This window comes from uncultured Maricaulis sp., assembly GCF_963975345.1.
Lineage (GTDB): Bacteria > Pseudomonadota > Alphaproteobacteria > Caulobacterales > Maricaulaceae > Maricaulis.
Genome location: NZ_CAXBGE010000004.1, coordinates 248289 through 263684, shown reverse-complemented (window position 1 = coordinate 263684; position 15396 = coordinate 248289). Strand labels below are relative to the sequence as shown.

14 protein-coding genes are annotated in these 15396 nt (G+C 61.9%); 9 read left to right on the top strand and 5 right to left on the bottom strand.

Annotated elements, in window-relative coordinates; genetic code table 11:
* Positions 1-154 precede the first annotated feature (154 nt).
* Positions 155-937: a hotdog domain-containing protein gene (locus AAC029_RS06265; protein ID WP_339745224.1), complete on the top strand. Its 783-nt coding sequence runs from the start codon at positions 155-157 to the stop codon at positions 935-937.
* A gap of 74 nt (positions 938-1011) precedes the next feature.
* Here the strand turns inward: AAC029_RS06265 and AAC029_RS06260 are convergent, their stop codons facing one another.
* Together AAC029_RS06260 and AAC029_RS06255 are read right to left on the bottom strand one after the other, a co-directional pair.
* Positions 1012-1431 carry a phage tail protein gene (locus tag AAC029_RS06260; RefSeq protein ID WP_339745222.1) on the bottom strand — a complete coding sequence of 140 codons (420 nt, stop codon included), beginning with the start codon at positions 1429-1431 and terminating at the stop codon, positions 1012-1014.
* Positions 1432-1529: 98 nt separating this feature from the next.
* Positions 1530-2210, bottom strand: a complete 681-nt coding sequence (locus tag AAC029_RS06255; protein WP_339745220.1) for a 2OG-Fe(II) oxygenase — start codon at positions 2208-2210, stop codon at positions 1530-1532.
* A 141-nt stretch (positions 2211-2351) separates the two neighbouring features.
* On the opposite strand from AAC029_RS06255, the gene AAC029_RS06250 reads away from it, so the two are divergent.
* The 4 genes from AAC029_RS06250 (at position 2352) to AAC029_RS06235 (ending at position 5651) form a co-directional block, all read left to right on the top strand.
* Positions 2352-2723, top strand: coding sequence for a cupin domain-containing protein (locus AAC029_RS06250; protein WP_339745217.1), 372 nt, complete (start codon positions 2352-2354; stop codon positions 2721-2723).
* 69 nt (positions 2724-2792) lie between these two features.
* Positions 2793-3380 carry an HD domain-containing protein gene (locus tag AAC029_RS06245; protein WP_339745215.1) on the top strand — a complete coding sequence of 196 codons (588 nt, stop codon included), beginning with the start codon at positions 2793-2795 and terminating at the stop codon, positions 3378-3380.
* Between the two features lie 90 nt (positions 3381-3470).
* Positions 3471-4871: a dihydrolipoyl dehydrogenase gene (gene lpdA, locus AAC029_RS06240; protein WP_339745213.1), complete on the top strand. Its 1401-nt coding sequence runs from the start codon at positions 3471-3473 to the stop codon at positions 4869-4871.
* A 99-nt stretch (positions 4872-4970) separates the two neighbouring features.
* Positions 4971-5651: a hypothetical protein gene (locus tag AAC029_RS06235; protein WP_339745210.1), complete on the top strand. Its 681-nt coding sequence runs from the start codon at positions 4971-4973 to the stop codon at positions 5649-5651.
* Between the two features lie 39 nt (positions 5652-5690).
* On the opposite strand, the gene AAC029_RS06230 is transcribed toward AAC029_RS06235, so the two are convergent.
* The gene (locus tag AAC029_RS06230; RefSeq protein WP_339745208.1) at positions 5691-7349 is read right to left on the bottom strand and encodes an AMP-binding protein; all 1659 of its coding nucleotides are present in this window, start codon (positions 7347-7349) and stop codon (positions 5691-5693) included.
* Positions 7350-7606: 257 nt separating this feature from the next.
* On the opposite strand from AAC029_RS06230, the gene AAC029_RS06225 reads away from it, so the two are divergent.
* From AAC029_RS06225 to AAC029_RS06210, 4 genes are all read left to right on the top strand, one after another.
* Entirely contained in the window at positions 7607-8389 is a 783-nt protein-coding gene (locus AAC029_RS06225) for a hypothetical protein (RefSeq protein WP_339745206.1), read from the top strand.
* Between the two features lie 72 nt (positions 8390-8461).
* Positions 8462-9799, top strand: coding sequence for a hypothetical protein (locus tag AAC029_RS06220; RefSeq protein ID WP_339745204.1), 1338 nt, complete (start codon positions 8462-8464; stop codon positions 9797-9799).
* A gap of 66 nt (positions 9800-9865) precedes the next feature.
* Positions 9866-12301 (top strand): M1 family metallopeptidase, encoded by a 2436-nt coding sequence (locus tag AAC029_RS06215; protein ID WP_339745202.1) that lies wholly within the window; start codon positions 9866-9868, stop codon positions 12299-12301.
* Positions 12302-12303: 2 nt separating this feature from the next.
* Complete coding sequence (locus AAC029_RS06210; protein WP_339745200.1) at positions 12304-12819, top strand: DUF6702 family protein; 516 nt, start codon at positions 12304-12306, stop codon at positions 12817-12819.
* Here AAC029_RS06210 and AAC029_RS06205 read toward each other — a convergent pair.
* Both AAC029_RS06205 and AAC029_RS06200 read right to left on the bottom strand, forming a co-directional pair.
* The gene (locus AAC029_RS06205) at positions 12816-14003 is read right to left on the bottom strand and encodes a GGDEF domain-containing protein (RefSeq protein ID WP_339745198.1); all 1188 of its coding nucleotides are present in this window, start codon (positions 14001-14003) and stop codon (positions 12816-12818) included. The genes AAC029_RS06210 and AAC029_RS06205 overlap by 4 nt on opposite strands.
* 149 nt (positions 14004-14152) lie before the next feature.
* On the bottom strand, positions 14153-15340 hold the full coding sequence (locus AAC029_RS06200; RefSeq protein ID WP_339745196.1) for a GGDEF domain-containing protein: 1188 nt from the start codon (positions 15338-15340) through the stop codon (positions 14153-14155).
* Positions 15341-15396: the final 56 nt, after the last annotated feature.

Sequence of the window (15396 nt, the reverse complement as noted above, 5' to 3'; positions counted from 1 at the left end):
CCCGACGTATCGCAATCCAGACGTCGTCGCACCGAATTTCGCCCACCCAGCCAGCTGGTTTTGCCTTGGCGTTTCTGGGTCCCTGATCTCCGCCCCCGATCAAGTCGGGGGCATCCGTCAGGGATGACAGCGTAAATTGGAGTAGGATAGCGTCATGACCCAATCCGCCCAACTCGGTGAAATCCGCCATGTCGATCTGGTCCAGCCCAACCAGGCCAATCATCTGGGCAGCTATTTCGGCGGCGCCGCGATGGCGCAGATGGACAAGATCGCCTCGCTCGTGGCGGCGCGGCATGCCCGGCGGCCCTTCGTCACGGCGTCCTGCGACCGGATCGATTTTCGCGCACCGGTCTTTGTCGGCAATCTGATCGAGCTGACCGGGCGGGTGAATTTGGTCGGGCGCACCTCGCTGGTGGTCGATGTCGAACTCTCCGCCGAAGACATGGCGACGGGCGAGCGTCACATCTGCACCCAGGGCGCCTTCACCATGGTCGCCCAGGACCGCAAGACCAATCCGGAGCGCCTGCCACCCGCACCCGACCGGCTGATCGATTTCGCGGCCTCGCCAGCGGGATCAGCGCGGGTGCTGGAGCTCGTCTTCCCCGGCGACACCAATTCGCTCGGCCAATTGCTCGGCGGCAATGCGATGTCGTTGATGGGCAAGGCGGCGCAGATCGCCGCGTCGCGCCACACCCGCAGCCAGGTTGGCATGGCGGCGTCCAACAAGATCGACTTCATCGCTTCGACGTTGGAGGGCGAATTGCTCGATGTCACCGGCCAGGTGATCTCGGTCGGACGCACCTCGATGCGCGTGGCGGTGCGCGCCAACGCGGAAAATCTGATGTCCGGCGAGCGCCGCCTGGTCGGTGAGGCGGAATATGTGATGGTAGCGCTGGATGAAGCAGGGCGCCCGACGCCGGCAAAGCCGCTGGGCTAGATTTCGGATCAGCCTGTCCAGCTGCGGCACCCGGCCGGCCGCACGCTGCGGGGCCGGGTGCACAGATGTTGAGGCTAGTTCCGTGTCGGAAATTCACCGCGAACCGCGATGCAGTTGAGCAGCGCCAGGGTTGGCGTCGCCAGTGCACCGCCGGTGTCGCCGGTTCCACCGCCGATCTCACCCGCTTGACCCTGCCGGATCGACATCCGCCCCGGCGAGTTGCCAGCGTCGAGCACGGCGCGTCCGCGCGTGTCCGGCAGGCGGAACGTGTTGACGTTGTCGCCGCCATACCGATTGCCCAACAGGGAGTGCAGTGCTGCATTGGTCGAGACGGCCATCAATTGCCCATGCATGGGAACCCAATTGCGCGGGCAGAACTGCGCCGCGGTGGTCATGACCTGGCCGAGATAGGCGTGCGTCTGAGCCCCAGCGGATTGAGTTGTGCCGACCATGGCGCACAGCCCCACTGCCAGTGTGGCGAAAAAATGTTTCATGATATCCTCAAGATGGCCGGCACGAACTGTGCGAGCCAAGAGGGGTAGCACCGCTCCGCCGGTCGAGGAAATCTAATCGCGAAGCGCTGCGGGACCGGTCATGCCGCCGCGATCGGCAGCACCTTGGCCTGCAGCGCCGGGGCGCGGCCGAGATCATTACAGCGATGCCAGCCGGCAATGGAGAAGCGCGGGGCGAGGGCGGGCGTCACCTCGTGCGGGATTTCCTCGCTCAGGAAGACGGCGAAAGTGCCGAATTCGGGCACGATATCGGTGATGACGTGTTCATCGCCCTCATCATAGAGCCGCAACAGTCCGCCATTTCTGCTCTTCCAGCCGGGATTGAGGTAGAGCACCGAGGACAGGATACGATTGCGCGCCCCGCGAAAGCTGTCGAGATGTTTGCGATAGAAACCGCCCGGCTCGTAAACGGCGTAATGCGCCTCAAAGGAAAACAGGCCGAGCGCCAGGCGTTGGTTGAGGTCAAGACGCAGGTCCTCGGCGAAATCGAGCCAGCCGCGCTGGGCCGGGCTGGCGCCGTCGAACCAGCGCGTTTTGTCGCGGCGGATCTCGCGCACCAGCTCATGATCGCTGGCTCGGCCGATACCGGCCCGGTGCAAGGCATCCGCGCGCCACAGGGCCTCGGCTTCATCGCGCAGGGCTGTGAGCAGGGCGGTATCGGTCAGGCTTTGCTGCGACCAGCCCTGCCGGGTGAGATCCGCACACAGGCTCGCGACATCGAAGGCGGGGAGGCCAGGCGGGATGGCGGTCTGCAGGGTCAAGATCAAGGGTCCGATCAGTGGGAGCGCGGCGCTTAAGCCCGCCATGAGTGCGGGTCAATCGAATTGTGTGACAGCGCGCGACTTGCCTCGCTCCCCACCACGCGGGACTGTAGCGTAAGATAGTTCGAATCGGAGGGGTTCATGGCGGTTGAAACGATTTCCCTGGTGGGTAAGCATGCTTTGTTTGACGATGTCTGGGCGCCCAAACGCATCGCAAAGCTCGATAATTACGAGGTCAAGCTGGCCAAGGGGACAGGCGCGTTCGACTGGCACACTCATACTGATGCCGACGAGTTGTTTCTGGTAACGCGCGGCAATCTGCGCATCGAGATCGATGGCCAGGACCCGATTATTCTCGGGCCGGGTGAGCTGTGTGTGATCCCCAAGGGCGTGCGGCACCGGCCGGTCTGCCTGACCGATGAGGTTCACCTGATGCTGCTCGAGAAAGCCGGGATCGTGAATACCGGCGACAATCCCGACAGCGATCTGACCCAGACGATCGAGGATATCTGACTTGCCGCCGGGCTTGATCGTTGGCCAAGCGGCGCGCAATCTGGCTGGACGATAACGGGAGAGCAAAGCATGGACGACGCTTCAGGGCCGCAGGCCAAATTTCGTGCCATGCAAGAGGGCACCGCCGAAGATTGGGCCGCGATTGCCGGCGCGTTCGGACCGTTCGCCTCGGCCTTGCCGGACCGGGTCTTGACGCATTTGCGCCTGCTCGACGGCGATTATGGCGGCTTCCCGATCGACCGGCTGCAACACTCGCTGCAAACCGCGACGCGGGCCCATCGCGATGGCCGCGACGAGGAATATGTCGTGATGGCGCTGCTGCACGATATCGGCGACACGCTGGGCAGCTATAATCACCCCGATATCGCCGCCGCCATCCTGGCACCCTTCCTGTCGGAGGAAAATAACTGGATCGTTGCCAAGCACGGGATTTTCCAGGGCTATTATTTCTTCCACCATCTCGGCATGGACCGCGATATGCGCGAGCAATTCCGCGACCACAAATATTTCGCGGCCTGCCAGCAATTCTGCGAAAAATACGACCAGTCCGCTTTCGATCCCGATTACGCCAGCGAGACGCTGGAATTCTTCGAGCCCATGGTGCGCCGGGTGATGGCGGCTCCGAAACGCTCCATCTATGCCGCAGCGCTGGAATAGTCAGGCGAGATTGATCCGGCCGCGGGCAAATGATACGCCGCAAGCTTGGAACATCCAGCCGTTTCGCAAGCGAATGAAAGAGGCCCGCGCATGACCGCCAACAGTTTCGACCTCATCGTGATCGGCAGCGGTCCGGGCGGCTATGTCGCGGCGATCCGGGCGGCCCAGCTGGGTCTCAAGACAGCGATTATCGAGCGCTCCGAACTCGGCGGCATCTGTCTCAACTGGGGTTGTATCCCGACCAAGGCGCTGCTGCGAACCTCGGAAGTCTATCATCTGATGCACAATGCCGAGGCCTTCGGGCTGAAAGCAGAAAAGATCAGCTTCGACATCGAAGCCATCGTCAAACGCTCACGCGGCGTCGCCGGGCGGCTGTCGGGCGGGATCGCGATGCTGATGAAAAAGAACAAGATCACGGTCATCAAGGGCGAAGCCAAGCTGGAAAAGGGCAAGGATGCCCCGACCGTTGTCGTTGGTGGCGACCGCTACACGGCCAAACACGTGATTCTCGCCACCGGTGCCCGCGCCCGCACGGTTCCCGCTGCGGGCCTGGAGCCCGATGGCGACAAGATCTGGACCTATCGCGAAGCCATGGTGCCGACCGCTATGCCGAAATCCCTGCTGGTGATCGGCTCCGGCGCCATCGGCATTGAATTCGCCAGCTTCTACCGCACCATGGGTGCCGAAGTGACCGTGGTCGAGATGATGGACCGGGTCGTGCCGGTTGAGGATGCGGAAATCTCTGCCTTCGCCGCCAAGGCCTTCAAGAAGCAGGGCATGACATTGATGCTCTCCTCCCAGGTCGAAAAACTCGAAAAGACCGCGAAATCGGTCAAGGTCTCCGTCAAGGACGCCAAGGACAAGATCACCGTGGTCGAAGTCGAGAAAGTCATCCTCGCGATTGGCATTGATGCCAATATCGAAAACCTTGGCCTCGAGCCCTTGGGCGTCAAGATTGATCGCGGCCATGTCGTCAATGACGGCTTTGGCCGCACCAATGTCAAAGGCCTCTACGCCATCGGCGATGTCGCCGGACCGCCCTGGCTGGCCCACAAGGCGAGCCATGAGGGCGTTGTCTGCGTCGAGAAGATCGCCGGCAATGATGTCCACGCCTTCGAGACCTCCAATATCCCCGGCTGCACCTATTGCCACCCGCAAATCGCCTCGGTCGGCCTGACCGAAGCGAAAGCCAAGGAAGCCGGACATGACGTCAAGGTCGGCCGCTTCCCCTTCGTCGGCAATGGCAAGGCGATCGCGCTCGGTGACGACCAGGGCTTGGTCAAGACCGTGTTCGACGCCAAGACTGGCGAATTGCTCGGCGCCCACATGATTGGGGCCGAAGTGACCGAACTGATCCAGGGCTATGCCGTCGCGCGCCAGCTGGAGACCACCGAGGCCGAGCTGATGCACACCGTCTTCCCGCACCCGACCCTGTCGGAAATGATGCATGAGAGCGTGCTCGACGCCTATGGCAAGGCGCTGCATATCTAACGGGACTGCCCGGCACATGATCCCTGCATCCAATTTCCCCCGCTCAGGCATCATAGCGTCAGAGATGACGCGATCTCAGATCGCCCGGGAGAGATGAACATGCACAAACTGATCCTGTTGGCAGGCTGCGCCCTGGCCGTGACCGGTTGTACCAATTCCACCTATGGCCCGGCGGAAAACCGCTCGACCGAGAGCGCGGGCCTGATTGCCTCGCGCCATGTCGATGTTACTGGCGATGCCGAATTTTCCGGCATGATGGTCCGTGCCGATGGCAATGTCGGCCGCGATCTTGACCTGGCCGGGGCATCGGTACGGTCCAACGCAGCCGTCGGCGGCAATCTTTCAGCAGCCGGCGCATCGGTCCGCTTCACCGGGTCGGTCGGCGGTAATGCCGAAATTGCTGCGGCGACCACTTGGCTCGATGCCGATTTCGGTGGCGATCTGGAAATTGCTGGCGCCCGCGTCACGCTTGATGGCCGCGTCGCTGGCCGGCTCGATCTGCACGGCGCACGGATGAATTTGAAGGGCGAGTTCCTCGGTCCGGTCGAAGTGATCGGCGCGGGCCGCGAGACTGAAAACCGTCACCGCAATGGCCGCGCCATCTTGGCCGGCAATTTCCACCAGGGCGGTTTTGTCTGCGCCACCCATGTCGAGATCCGGCGCTCGGCGCAATTTGGCGGCGAGATGCGGGTCATCGCCAGCGAGCGTCCCGAAGGCGGCCAAGCCGGATACAGCTTCGAGCCGCTGGATGGCCGCGATTGCGACAAGATTGATCTCTGAGGACGGTGGCGGCGGGAGCCCTGTGCTCCCGCCCGCACCTTATTCCACGGCTTCCGGCATCACCGCTGATTCTTCAGGCTCGCCCACCAGCTCGACGACCATGCGTTGGACCTGACCGTAATCGGTCTTGCCGGTGCCAAGCACGGGGATCGATTCGACATGGATGATCTTGCGCGGGATCGACAGCTCATTGATGCCGTGATTGCGCGCGAAAGCGATCAGATCGGCGCGGTCTGCCTTGGCGTATTCTGTTAGCAGGATGATTTGCTCGCCCTTGCGCTTGTCGGGCAGGGCGGCGGCGGCGTGCAGGCAATCGGGCCAGAGCGAGGTGGCGCAATTTTCCACCACGGCGAGGGAGACCATTTCCCCGCCCAGCTTGGCGAAGCGTTTGACGCGGCCGCGAATGCGCAGATAGCCACCTTCATCGACGGTGACGATATCGCCGGTATCATGCCAGCCATCGGCCGGCGCCTCCAGCACGAGTGGCGCGCTCGGGCGGATATAACCCTTCATGATATTCGGTCCGCGAATATGTAATTGTCCGCCCTCGGTAATGCCCTCGACGTGGACCAGTTTGGCCTCACAGCCGCCCATCAACTGGCCAACCGTGCCGGGGTGATTATTCTGTGGCTGATTGACGGCAAGGACCGGTGAGGCCTCCGTCAGCCCATAACCCTCGACGATTTCCACGTTGAACTTGCGCCGCAAAGTCGCACGCGTTTCATCCTTGACGCGTTCGGCACCGCAGACCGCAAAGCGCAGCGAGCTCAGTTCGCCATTGGTCGCCGCGCGCGCGTATTGATTGATGAAAGTGTCGGTCGCGAACAGGATGGTGGAACCGGTCTCGGCAATGCGTTTGACGATGGTTTTTGCCTGCAGCGGTGTGGGATGGCAGATCGTCGGCACGCCCAGGCCCAGCGGCACCAGCACGCCGCCGGTCAGACCAAAACAATGGAAGGTTGGCAGCGGGTTGAAGACCTTGTCGGTCGGCAGGATTTTGACGTGGTCACGGACCTGCTCGACATTCGCCAACAGATTGGCATGGCTGAGCACGACGCCCTTGGGATCGCCCTCGGTGCCGGAGGTAAAGAGATAGACGCCAGCGGCGTCTGGCGACGGCCAAGCCCGGATCGCCCAAGGGAAAATCGTGCCGATGCCGGCGGCGACCTTGTCCATCAGTGACAGGTTCTCGCGCACGTCTTCGAGATAGATAATCTCGTGATCCACAGCGAGCATCGCCTCAAGCTCGTGCAGTTCGCCCAGTTCGATGAAGCGGCGCGCGGTGACGATGCGCTTGCACTTGCACGCCCGGCACGCGGCTTTCAGCGCCCGCTCGCCGGCGGTGAAGTTGAGCATCGCCGGCACGCGGCCATAAGCCGAGATGGCGTAGAAGGAGATGATCGATCCGACGCCGGTCGGCAACAATATTCCGACCGCCTCACCTGATTGGGTGCCTTGCTTGAGGGCATGCCCGAGCGCGAAGGCGGCTTTGACGATATCGCCATAGCTCAATTCGCGGCCATCGGCGTCGATGGCTGCAATTTTCTTGCTGCCGAATCGGCCGCGCGCTTGCAGCAGTGCTGCAAAAACCGATTTTCGGATCCGGCGCAGATCGAAATCCGCGCCGCGATAATGGGTGTTCGCCGAAATATCCGCCGTCTGGACCGTGGCGGCTTGGGCGACTGATGTGTCAGCCATACATGCTCTCCCGGGGGCGTCTTTTGCTGGTGACGCTCGCTATTACTGCGATCTTACCTGTCCGCGCGCGAGAGGAAAGCGATTTGGCGGAACCAGACCCACGATTTCTGGGCAAGATTCGTTGAAAGACGGAAATAATTTATCGATAAACAAAAAATCGCTTGATATCGTTTTTCGATAATGTATGGTCAGTTGGAACGTTGGGGAGCGTGAAATTCATCCTGCCGCCGGGCAGGGGACCAGTTCTGGAGACCGAAATGCGCAAAGCATTGGCAATGACCGCAGCCCTGGCTGCCGCGATGACGACCGCAGGCTGCGTGATTGTCGTCGGCGATGATGGCGAGACAAAAATGCGCTATGGCGAACATTCGTCGGGCGGCTATGTCACGCTTGATCGTGACGGCGATTACAGCCGTATTGGCGGCGACATTAATCTGCGGGGCCGCTTGGGCGGCGATCTCAGCCTGGTTGCCGGCGATGTCGATGCCGACCGTCTTGACGTTGGCGGCGATGTCTCGATCGCAGCCGGTGATATCAATTATGCCGGCCGGGTTGGTGGGGACGCCTCAGTCGCCGGCGGCGATATTGACTGGGCAGCCGATGTCGGTGACGAGCTCAGCCTCGCAGCCGGATCGCTTGCGGTAAGCGGCCGCATTGGCGGCGAAGCCTCGATCGCGGCGGCCGATATGAATTCCAGAGCAGTCTATACCCACGGTCTCAATGCGAATGGCAATGATATCCACTTGGCCGGCAGCATCGCTGGCCCGCTGAAAATCGTCGCGGTTGGTGAGATTCGCCGGCGCCGGGACTATCACGATGATGACGGCCGCGTTTCACTGGCCGGTGCGATCCATGATGGCGGCGATATCTGCAGTCGTTCAGTGATTATCCGGTCCTCAGCTCGCATCTCGGGCACATTGCGCGTTTGGGCCGAAACCGAACCGCAAATCGAAGCCGGAGCCCAGGCGGGCAACGTCGTTTTCGTTGCGCGCGACGGCCGTGACTGTGACGATGTCGATAATGTTTTCGATCATTCCTGAACCGGAGCGGTCCGTCCGGGCCGCCTCATTAATCCATCCACCTGACCGCCGGGGGGCGCTGGGAGAGTCGTGATGAATATGTTCAAGCAAATAATGGCCGCGGGGCTGGCCTTTTTCGCAATATCCGTGGCTGCCCATGCGCAGACAATCGGCGGCGAGGTCAATATCGACGGCAGTCGCGATGACGTTACCTTTATTGGTGGCGAACTGAGCATTCGCGGCGATATCGATGGCGATATCTTTGCCATTTCAGGCAATGGTCGGATTGATGCCGTTGTCCATGGCGATGTCCAATATTTCGGCGGAGATATTGATCTTAGCGGTACAGTCGATGGCAGCGTCGAGATTGCTGGCGGCGACGTCAATATCTCGGCCCGCATCGGGCAGGACCTCAATGCAGCCGGCGGTGATGTCACCATCGAGGGCGAGACTGGCGGCGACATGCATGCGGCTGGCGGCAGTGTCAGGATTACCGTCCTTGTTGGCGGCGATCTGAACGCCGCTGGCGGCGATGTCGTGATCGAGGCTGGCACGGAGGTCGCCGGCGAAAGCAAGGTCGTGGCCGGCCATGTCCATTATGCTGGTGCCGCGCATGGCAATGCCGATATCGAAGGCGGTCAGGTGACCTTGAGCGGCACATTCGACGGTGATGTCGAGGTGAGGGCGGAAGAGGTCATTCTCCTCTCCACCGCGCGCGTTGCAGGGCTCTTGACCGTTCGCAGCCCGGGCGAGCCGGAGATCGCCGACGGGGCGATGGTCGGATCATCGGATTATCAGATCGAACCGTTCAATTTCGGCACCAAACATTTCAATGATCTCGATTTCGATACGGACGGCCCCTGGATGCACGGCCCATGGAATGTGATTGGCGCGCCCTTCCGCTTTCTCGGCGGCGCCTTCGCTGGCAGTGCCTTCCTGCTTGGCCTGTTGGCGGTCCTGCTGGCGCCGCGTGGCGTGGCGGGTGTGGCGGCGGCCTTCCGGCGCCGGCCTCTGAGTGCCGGTGTGATCGGCTTCATCAGCTTGGCAATGTCGCCGGTCGTCGTGGTCATGGTCACGATCCTGCTCGCCTTGACCGTGGTCGGCGCCCTGCTGATCCCGCTGCTGTGGCTGCTCTATCTGCCGATCCTTTTCCTGGCCTTCGCTTTTGGCGGCGTTGCGTTCGGAGATCTGATCTTCAATCGGGCCGGCAACGGGCTTGGTTTCGGGATGCGGGCGCTGTCTTTGCTGGTCGTCATGGCGGCGGGATTCGCCCTCGGCGTCGTGCCCGGACTGGGCGCGATGATGGGGCTGGTTCTGCTCTGCGTCGGGCTGGGTGCCTGGATACTGGCCATCGGCTACCGCCCTGGCCGTGATGCGGAACCGATGCGCGCTTCCACACTGAAAGATGACAATACCGTAACGCAGGGGTGACCGGAGCCGCTGCGCGCGGTAATTCTACCCCAAATGGGTTTGGCCATCAGGGCCGGGGGATAGACCATGCGCGCTTTACCACTGATCGTATTGGCTGTGGCGGCTGCGACCTTGAACGTCGCGGCCGCCCAACCGATCCAGCAGACCGTCAATGATTGGCGCGACGCGTTCCGCCAGTTGGAAGGCGAGGACTGGCCGACGCCAAACCGCGAGCGCCGCGCGACCGGCGCTCCTGGACCGGACTACTGGCAGCAGCAAGTCGATTACGATATCCGTATCCACCTCGACGAGCGCGAGAAGACGCTGACCGGCTCGGCCAGTATCAGCTACACCAATAACGCCCCGGACACGCTCGATTTCCTCTGGTTCCAGCTGGAGCAGAACCGCTTCCGTCCCGATTCCATCGCCGTCATGACAGAGACCGTCGGCGGCGGTGGACGCTCGGCCGATGACAGCTCCGCCGAGCTCCCGGAAGGCGTCAGTAGCGCTTCGCTGCGGCGCCGGCACCAAATCGCACAAGACGGTTATGGCTATAATATCCGTTCGGTGACCGATGCCGACGGCAATGCCGTGCCCTTCACCGTCGTCGACACGCTGATGCGGGTCGATCTCGACGATGCGCTGGAGACCGGCGAATCGGTAATTTTGAACATTGAATGGGATTACCGTCTGATCGAAACCAGCGTCGTCGGTGGGCGCGCCGGTTGGGAGTGCTTCGAGGAGACCGAAACCACCGGTGGAGATTGTATTTTCCAGGTCGCGCAATTCTTCCCGCGCGCCGCCGTCTTCTCCGATTATGAAGGCTGGCACAACAAGGCCTTCCTCGGCCGCGGTGAGTTTACGCTGGAATTCGGCGATTATGATGTCGCCATCACTGTGCCGCAGGACTTCCTCGTCGCCGCGACCGGTGAGTTGCAAAACCCCGAAGACGTGCTCACCCAAGCCCAGCGGGATCGGCTCGAACAGGCCCGCACCGCCAGCGATCCGGTCTTTATCCAGACCCCGGCTGAAGCGCGTGCCAATGAGCGGCGCGGTACACGCTCGGAGGCCACGTGGCATTTCCACGCTGACAATGTCCGCGATTTCGCCTGGGCCGGCTCACGTAAATTCATCTGGGACGCGATGGGCGTCAGCCAAGAGGGTGAGGGCATTGCGCCCGATACCGTGATGGCGATGTCTTTCTACCCCAACGAGGCCGAACCGCTCTGGTCGACGTTTTCGACCCGCACCGTCGCGCACACGCTGGCGGTCTATTCCTCCTTCTCCTTCCCCTATTCCTATCCGGTGGCGCAATCGATCGCAGGGCCGCAGGGCGGAATGGAATATCCGATGATCACCTTCAATGGTGGTACATACGGTCGTCCGGTTGTCGGTGAAGACGGCAATCTGACTTATTCGCGCACCGCCAAACGCGGCCTGATTGGCGTCATCATTCATGAAATCGGCCACATCTATTTCCCGATGACGGTCAATTCCGATGAACGGCAATGGACCTGGATGGATGAGGGGCTCAACACCTTCCTGCAATACCAGGCCGAGCAGCAATGGGAGGCCGGTTTCCCCTCGCGCCGCGGCGACCCGCGCCTGGCAACCGACTACATGACCTCCACCGGCCAAGTCCCGATCATGACCCAGTCAGATTCGGTGCTGGAGTTCGGCAATAATGCCTATGGCAAGCCTGCCACCGCACTGGTGGTGCTGCGCGAGACCATCCTCGGGCGCGAATTGTTTGACGAAGCTTTCCGCACCTATGCCCGCCGTTGGCGCTTCAAGCGTCCGACGCCCTATGATTTCTTCCGCACGATGGAAGAAGTTTCCGGCGTTGATCTCGACTGGTTCTGGCGCGGCTGGTTCTATTCCACCGACCATGTCGACATCTCGCTCGACCGCGTCATCGAGGGCACATTGGATACCCAGAATCCGACGGTCGAGAATGCCCGCGAGCGTGCCGAGCTGGCCGCCTTACCCGAGGGCCTCACCCCGAGCCGCAATCGCCAAGCAGGGATCTCCACCTATGCCAGCGAGCATCCGCAAGTGGTTGAGTTCTATTCCGCCAATGATGCCCAGACGGTCACCGCGCGCGAGCGTGAGGCCTATGCGAGCTATCGCGCCGGGCTGGAGGATTGGGAAACCGACATGCTGGCCAGCGGCGAGCGCGTCTATTATCTCGACTTCACCAATCAGGGCGGCGTCGTGATGCCGATCATCCTGGAGTTCACCTTCGCCGATGGCTCCACCGAAATGGTGCGCATCCCGGCCGAGGTCTGGCGCTATGATTCGCGCCACGTCACCTGGAGCTATCTGACCAATCGCGAAGTAGTCTCCGTCGAGCTTGATCCTCTGCTGGAAACCGCCGATTCCGACCGGTCGGATAATTACTTCCCGCCGCGGATCGAACCGACACGGCTTGAACTCTATCGCGCCGACGCGCCAAGCTCGAACATGATGGCCGATCAGGACCAGCGCGTCAGCCGAGATTCGATCCGGGCACGGCCGGAATAGCCATGCAGGCTGCGTTCCGGGCTCTTATTCTCGCTTTCGCCGGTGCCTGCCTGATGGCAGCACCGGCGGCAGCGCACCGGGTCCATGCCGGCGTCACAGAGGTTGTGATTTCGGCCACCACCGGTGAATTGCAGATCAGTCACCGCGTCTACAGCCATGATTTGATCGCAGCGCTTGGCGCGGAGGTTGCCGATGAAGAGGCCTGGTTCGCCTCTCCCGAAGGTGTTGCTGAAGCTGGCGCCTATGCGGCGGCGCATTTTCGCATCGGCGAGGGTGATGGCCGCCTGATCGAGCCCGTCTATGTCGGCGCCGAGCTGGATGGCGAATTGGCTTGGATCTATTTCGCGGCGCCGGCCCCGGCCGATATCTCAGCCTTCGTGGTCGATAACGATCTGCTCTCCGACGAATTCGAGGATCAGGTGATGATGACGAATATTACGATCAATAGCCTCGTGCGTACCGCGATGCAGGGGCCGGGGCGGCGTGATCCGGTGCGGCTGCGCTTTTCAGACGATTAGGCCGCCAATTCGAGCCGCTCGACTTCGCCGACGACCACCTGGTTCCGCCCTGCAGCCTTGGCTTGGTAGAGCGCTTGGTCGGCGGCGCGGTAAAGCTGGCCAAAATCCAGTCCTGGCACGGATTGGGCCAGCACGGCGCCGACCGAGACAGTGACCGCGATTTCAGTCTCGTCGAGCTTGATACGCTCGATCTCGACGGCGACCCTGAGCCGGTTGGCGGCGGTCACCAGTTCGGCCGCGTCCTCAACTTCGAAGATCACCGCAAACTCTTCGCCGCCGACGCGGGCGAGAAAATCACGCGGCCGCACCGCCTGTGCCGCAACGGTGCCGAGATGGCGCAGCACGGCATCGCCAGCATCATGGCCATGCTTGTCATTGACCTGTTTGAAGTGATCGATATCGAAAATCGCCAGCGCGATCAGCCGGTCATGCTTGCGCGCCGAGTTGAGCCGCTGCGCGATTTCCTGCTCGAAGGCGCGCCGGTTGGGCAGATCGGTGAGGGCATCGCAATGCGCCAGTCGTTCCAGCCGCGCCTGCGAATGACCGGCGCTGAGCAAGAGATAGCCGAAAATCGCCGTACTCTCCGAGGCCAACAGGCCGAGCATGGCCAGCGGTATCACCGGCGTAGGATCGTAAAGACTGCCCAAGGCCGGCTGGGTCATCAATTGCCAGACGACCAGACCCGACATCATCACCATCGTGCTGCTCAGTGAGGTGCCAAGCACGAAAACACTCGCCATGCCGTCCCGGCGTGCGATGTAAAACAAGCGCGTCAGGGTGAGCAGATAGGTCAATTGCAGCGAGGCGGCGAAGACTACGACGCGCATGGTGATTGAATCATCGACCGTCGCAAACCAGCCCAACCCGATCGCCGAGAAGCTGCCGATGACGAGGTAGACGGACAGAGGAAAGGGGCGCTCGGCAAAGGTGGCGGTGCCATGAACCAGCATCAAGCTGCCGCACAGCGACAGCATATTGATGGCGACCACACAAAGTGGGTCATGGACCGCCAGGGTGTTCTCCCAGAAGGACAGCGTCAGCCCGGCGGTATGGACAGCGAGGCCCAGAGCCCACCACTTCACGCCGACACTGTCGCGATGGATGCGCCAGTTGACGATGTGCAGCGTGCACCCGATCACGAGGATCAGGACGAGGGCTGTTGCGAGGGATTTCGTATCCAACATGCGACCAGTATCGCCCGAAAGCCGTGAATTTCGGGTAGCCGAAGCCCCTTCAACCGGCCGGAATGGCCTGAAATTTGAAGGCAAGGTTAACGTCACCCCAAGGCGAACATTAGAATTGCAGCGAAAAAATCAGGCCCGTAACGGTGCGATCAGGCGGCGAGTTGGACGGGTTCGACCTCGCCGACGATGACGCGATTGCGGCCTGAGGCCTTGGCGCTATAGAGCGCTTGGTCGGCGGCGCGGTAGAGACCATTGAACTCCAGCCAAGGCTCGGACAGGGCCAGCACCGCCCCGACCGAGACGGTCAAGGGGATGGCAGTCTCGTCGATCCGCGGCCGGTTGATCTCGATCGCCAGCCGCAGCCGGTTGGCGGCGGTCACCAGCTCCGCCGCATCGTCGACTTCGAACAATACCGCGAATTCCTCGCCACCAACGCGGGCGACAAAATCATGCGGCCGCACTGCAGCCGCTGCGACGCCTGCGAGATGTCGCAACACTTCATCGCCGGCATCATGGCCCAGGCTGTCATTGATTTGCTTGAAATGATCGACATCGAAAATGGCCAGGGCGATCAGCCGGTCATGCTTGCGCGCCGAATTCAGCCGCTGGGCAACGGCCTCTTCGAAGGCGCGCCGGTTGGGCAGGCCTGTCAGGGCATCGCTCAGGGCCAATTGTTGCAGGCGCGCCTGTGAATAGCCGGTGCTGAGCAGGAGATAGCCGAAAATCATGGTCGTCTTGCAGGCAATCAGGGTCAGCATAGCCGGCACCAACACGGCGCTGTCGCCAAACAGACCCGTAATCTCTGGCTGGGTCAGCAACTGCCAGATCACCAGGCTTCCCATCAACAGGAACAGGCTCGCCACCGAGGCGGCCAGCACCACCACACCCATCGCGCCGTCACGGCGCGCGATATGGCCAAGCCGCGACAGGATCAGCCCATTGGCGACCAATTGTACCAGGCCGAAAACCACCAGCCGCATTGTTGTCGATGGCTCGATCAGTGTGGCCCAGCCCATGCCGCCCAGGATCAGGCCGATCAGCCCGGCATAGACGGCTCGCGGCAGCGCCCGTTCGGCAAAACGGGCAGTGCCATAGACCAGCATCACAATGCCGCCGAGCGCGAGGGTATTGACCAGCAGGAGCACCGGCATCGCGGGCTCGCCTCGCGCATTGACCACCGCTGTCGCGATCACGCCCACGGTCTGCACGCAGAGCCCGAGCGTCCACCATTTGGCACCGCGGCTCTGGCGGTGCATGCGCCAATTCACCAGATGCAAGGCGCACCCGATGATCAGGATCAAAATCAGAGCTACCGAAAGGGTCTTCGTGTCGAGCATGCTTCAAACTGGCATGGAAACGTGAAGAGGCCGTGTCCGAAATGCCGAAACTTTCG

Coding starts and splice junctions, on each gene's coding strand:
- AAC029_RS06265 (WP_339745224.1), top strand. CDS start 155: ATGACCCAATCCGCCCAACTCGGTGAAATCCGCCATGTCGATCTGGTC.
- AAC029_RS06260 (WP_339745222.1), bottom strand. CDS start 1,431: ATGAAACATTTTTTCGCCACACTGGCAGTGGGGCTGTGCGCCATGGTC.
- AAC029_RS06250 (WP_339745217.1), top strand. CDS start 2,352: ATGGCGGTTGAAACGATTTCCCTGGTGGGTAAGCATGCTTTGTTTGAC.
- AAC029_RS06245 (WP_339745215.1), top strand. CDS start 2,793: ATGGACGACGCTTCAGGGCCGCAGGCCAAATTTCGTGCCATGCAAGAG.
- lpdA (WP_339745213.1), top strand. CDS start 3,471: ATGACCGCCAACAGTTTCGACCTCATCGTGATCGGCAGCGGTCCGGGC.
- AAC029_RS06235 (WP_339745210.1), top strand. CDS start 4,971: ATGCACAAACTGATCCTGTTGGCAGGCTGCGCCCTGGCCGTGACCGGT.
- AAC029_RS06230 (WP_339745208.1), bottom strand. CDS start 7,349: ATGGCTGACACATCAGTCGCCCAAGCCGCCACGGTCCAGACGGCGGAT.
- AAC029_RS06225 (WP_339745206.1), top strand. CDS start 7,607: ATGCGCAAAGCATTGGCAATGACCGCAGCCCTGGCTGCCGCGATGACG.
- AAC029_RS06220 (WP_339745204.1), top strand. CDS start 8,462: ATGAATATGTTCAAGCAAATAATGGCCGCGGGGCTGGCCTTTTTCGCA.
- AAC029_RS06215 (WP_339745202.1), top strand. CDS start 9,866: ATGCGCGCTTTACCACTGATCGTATTGGCTGTGGCGGCTGCGACCTTG.
- AAC029_RS06210 (WP_339745200.1), top strand. CDS start 12,304: ATGCAGGCTGCGTTCCGGGCTCTTATTCTCGCTTTCGCCGGTGCCTGC.
- AAC029_RS06205 (WP_339745198.1), bottom strand. CDS start 14,003: ATGTTGGATACGAAATCCCTCGCAACAGCCCTCGTCCTGATCCTCGTG.
- AAC029_RS06200 (WP_339745196.1), bottom strand. CDS start 15,340: ATGCTCGACACGAAGACCCTTTCGGTAGCTCTGATTTTGATCCTGATC.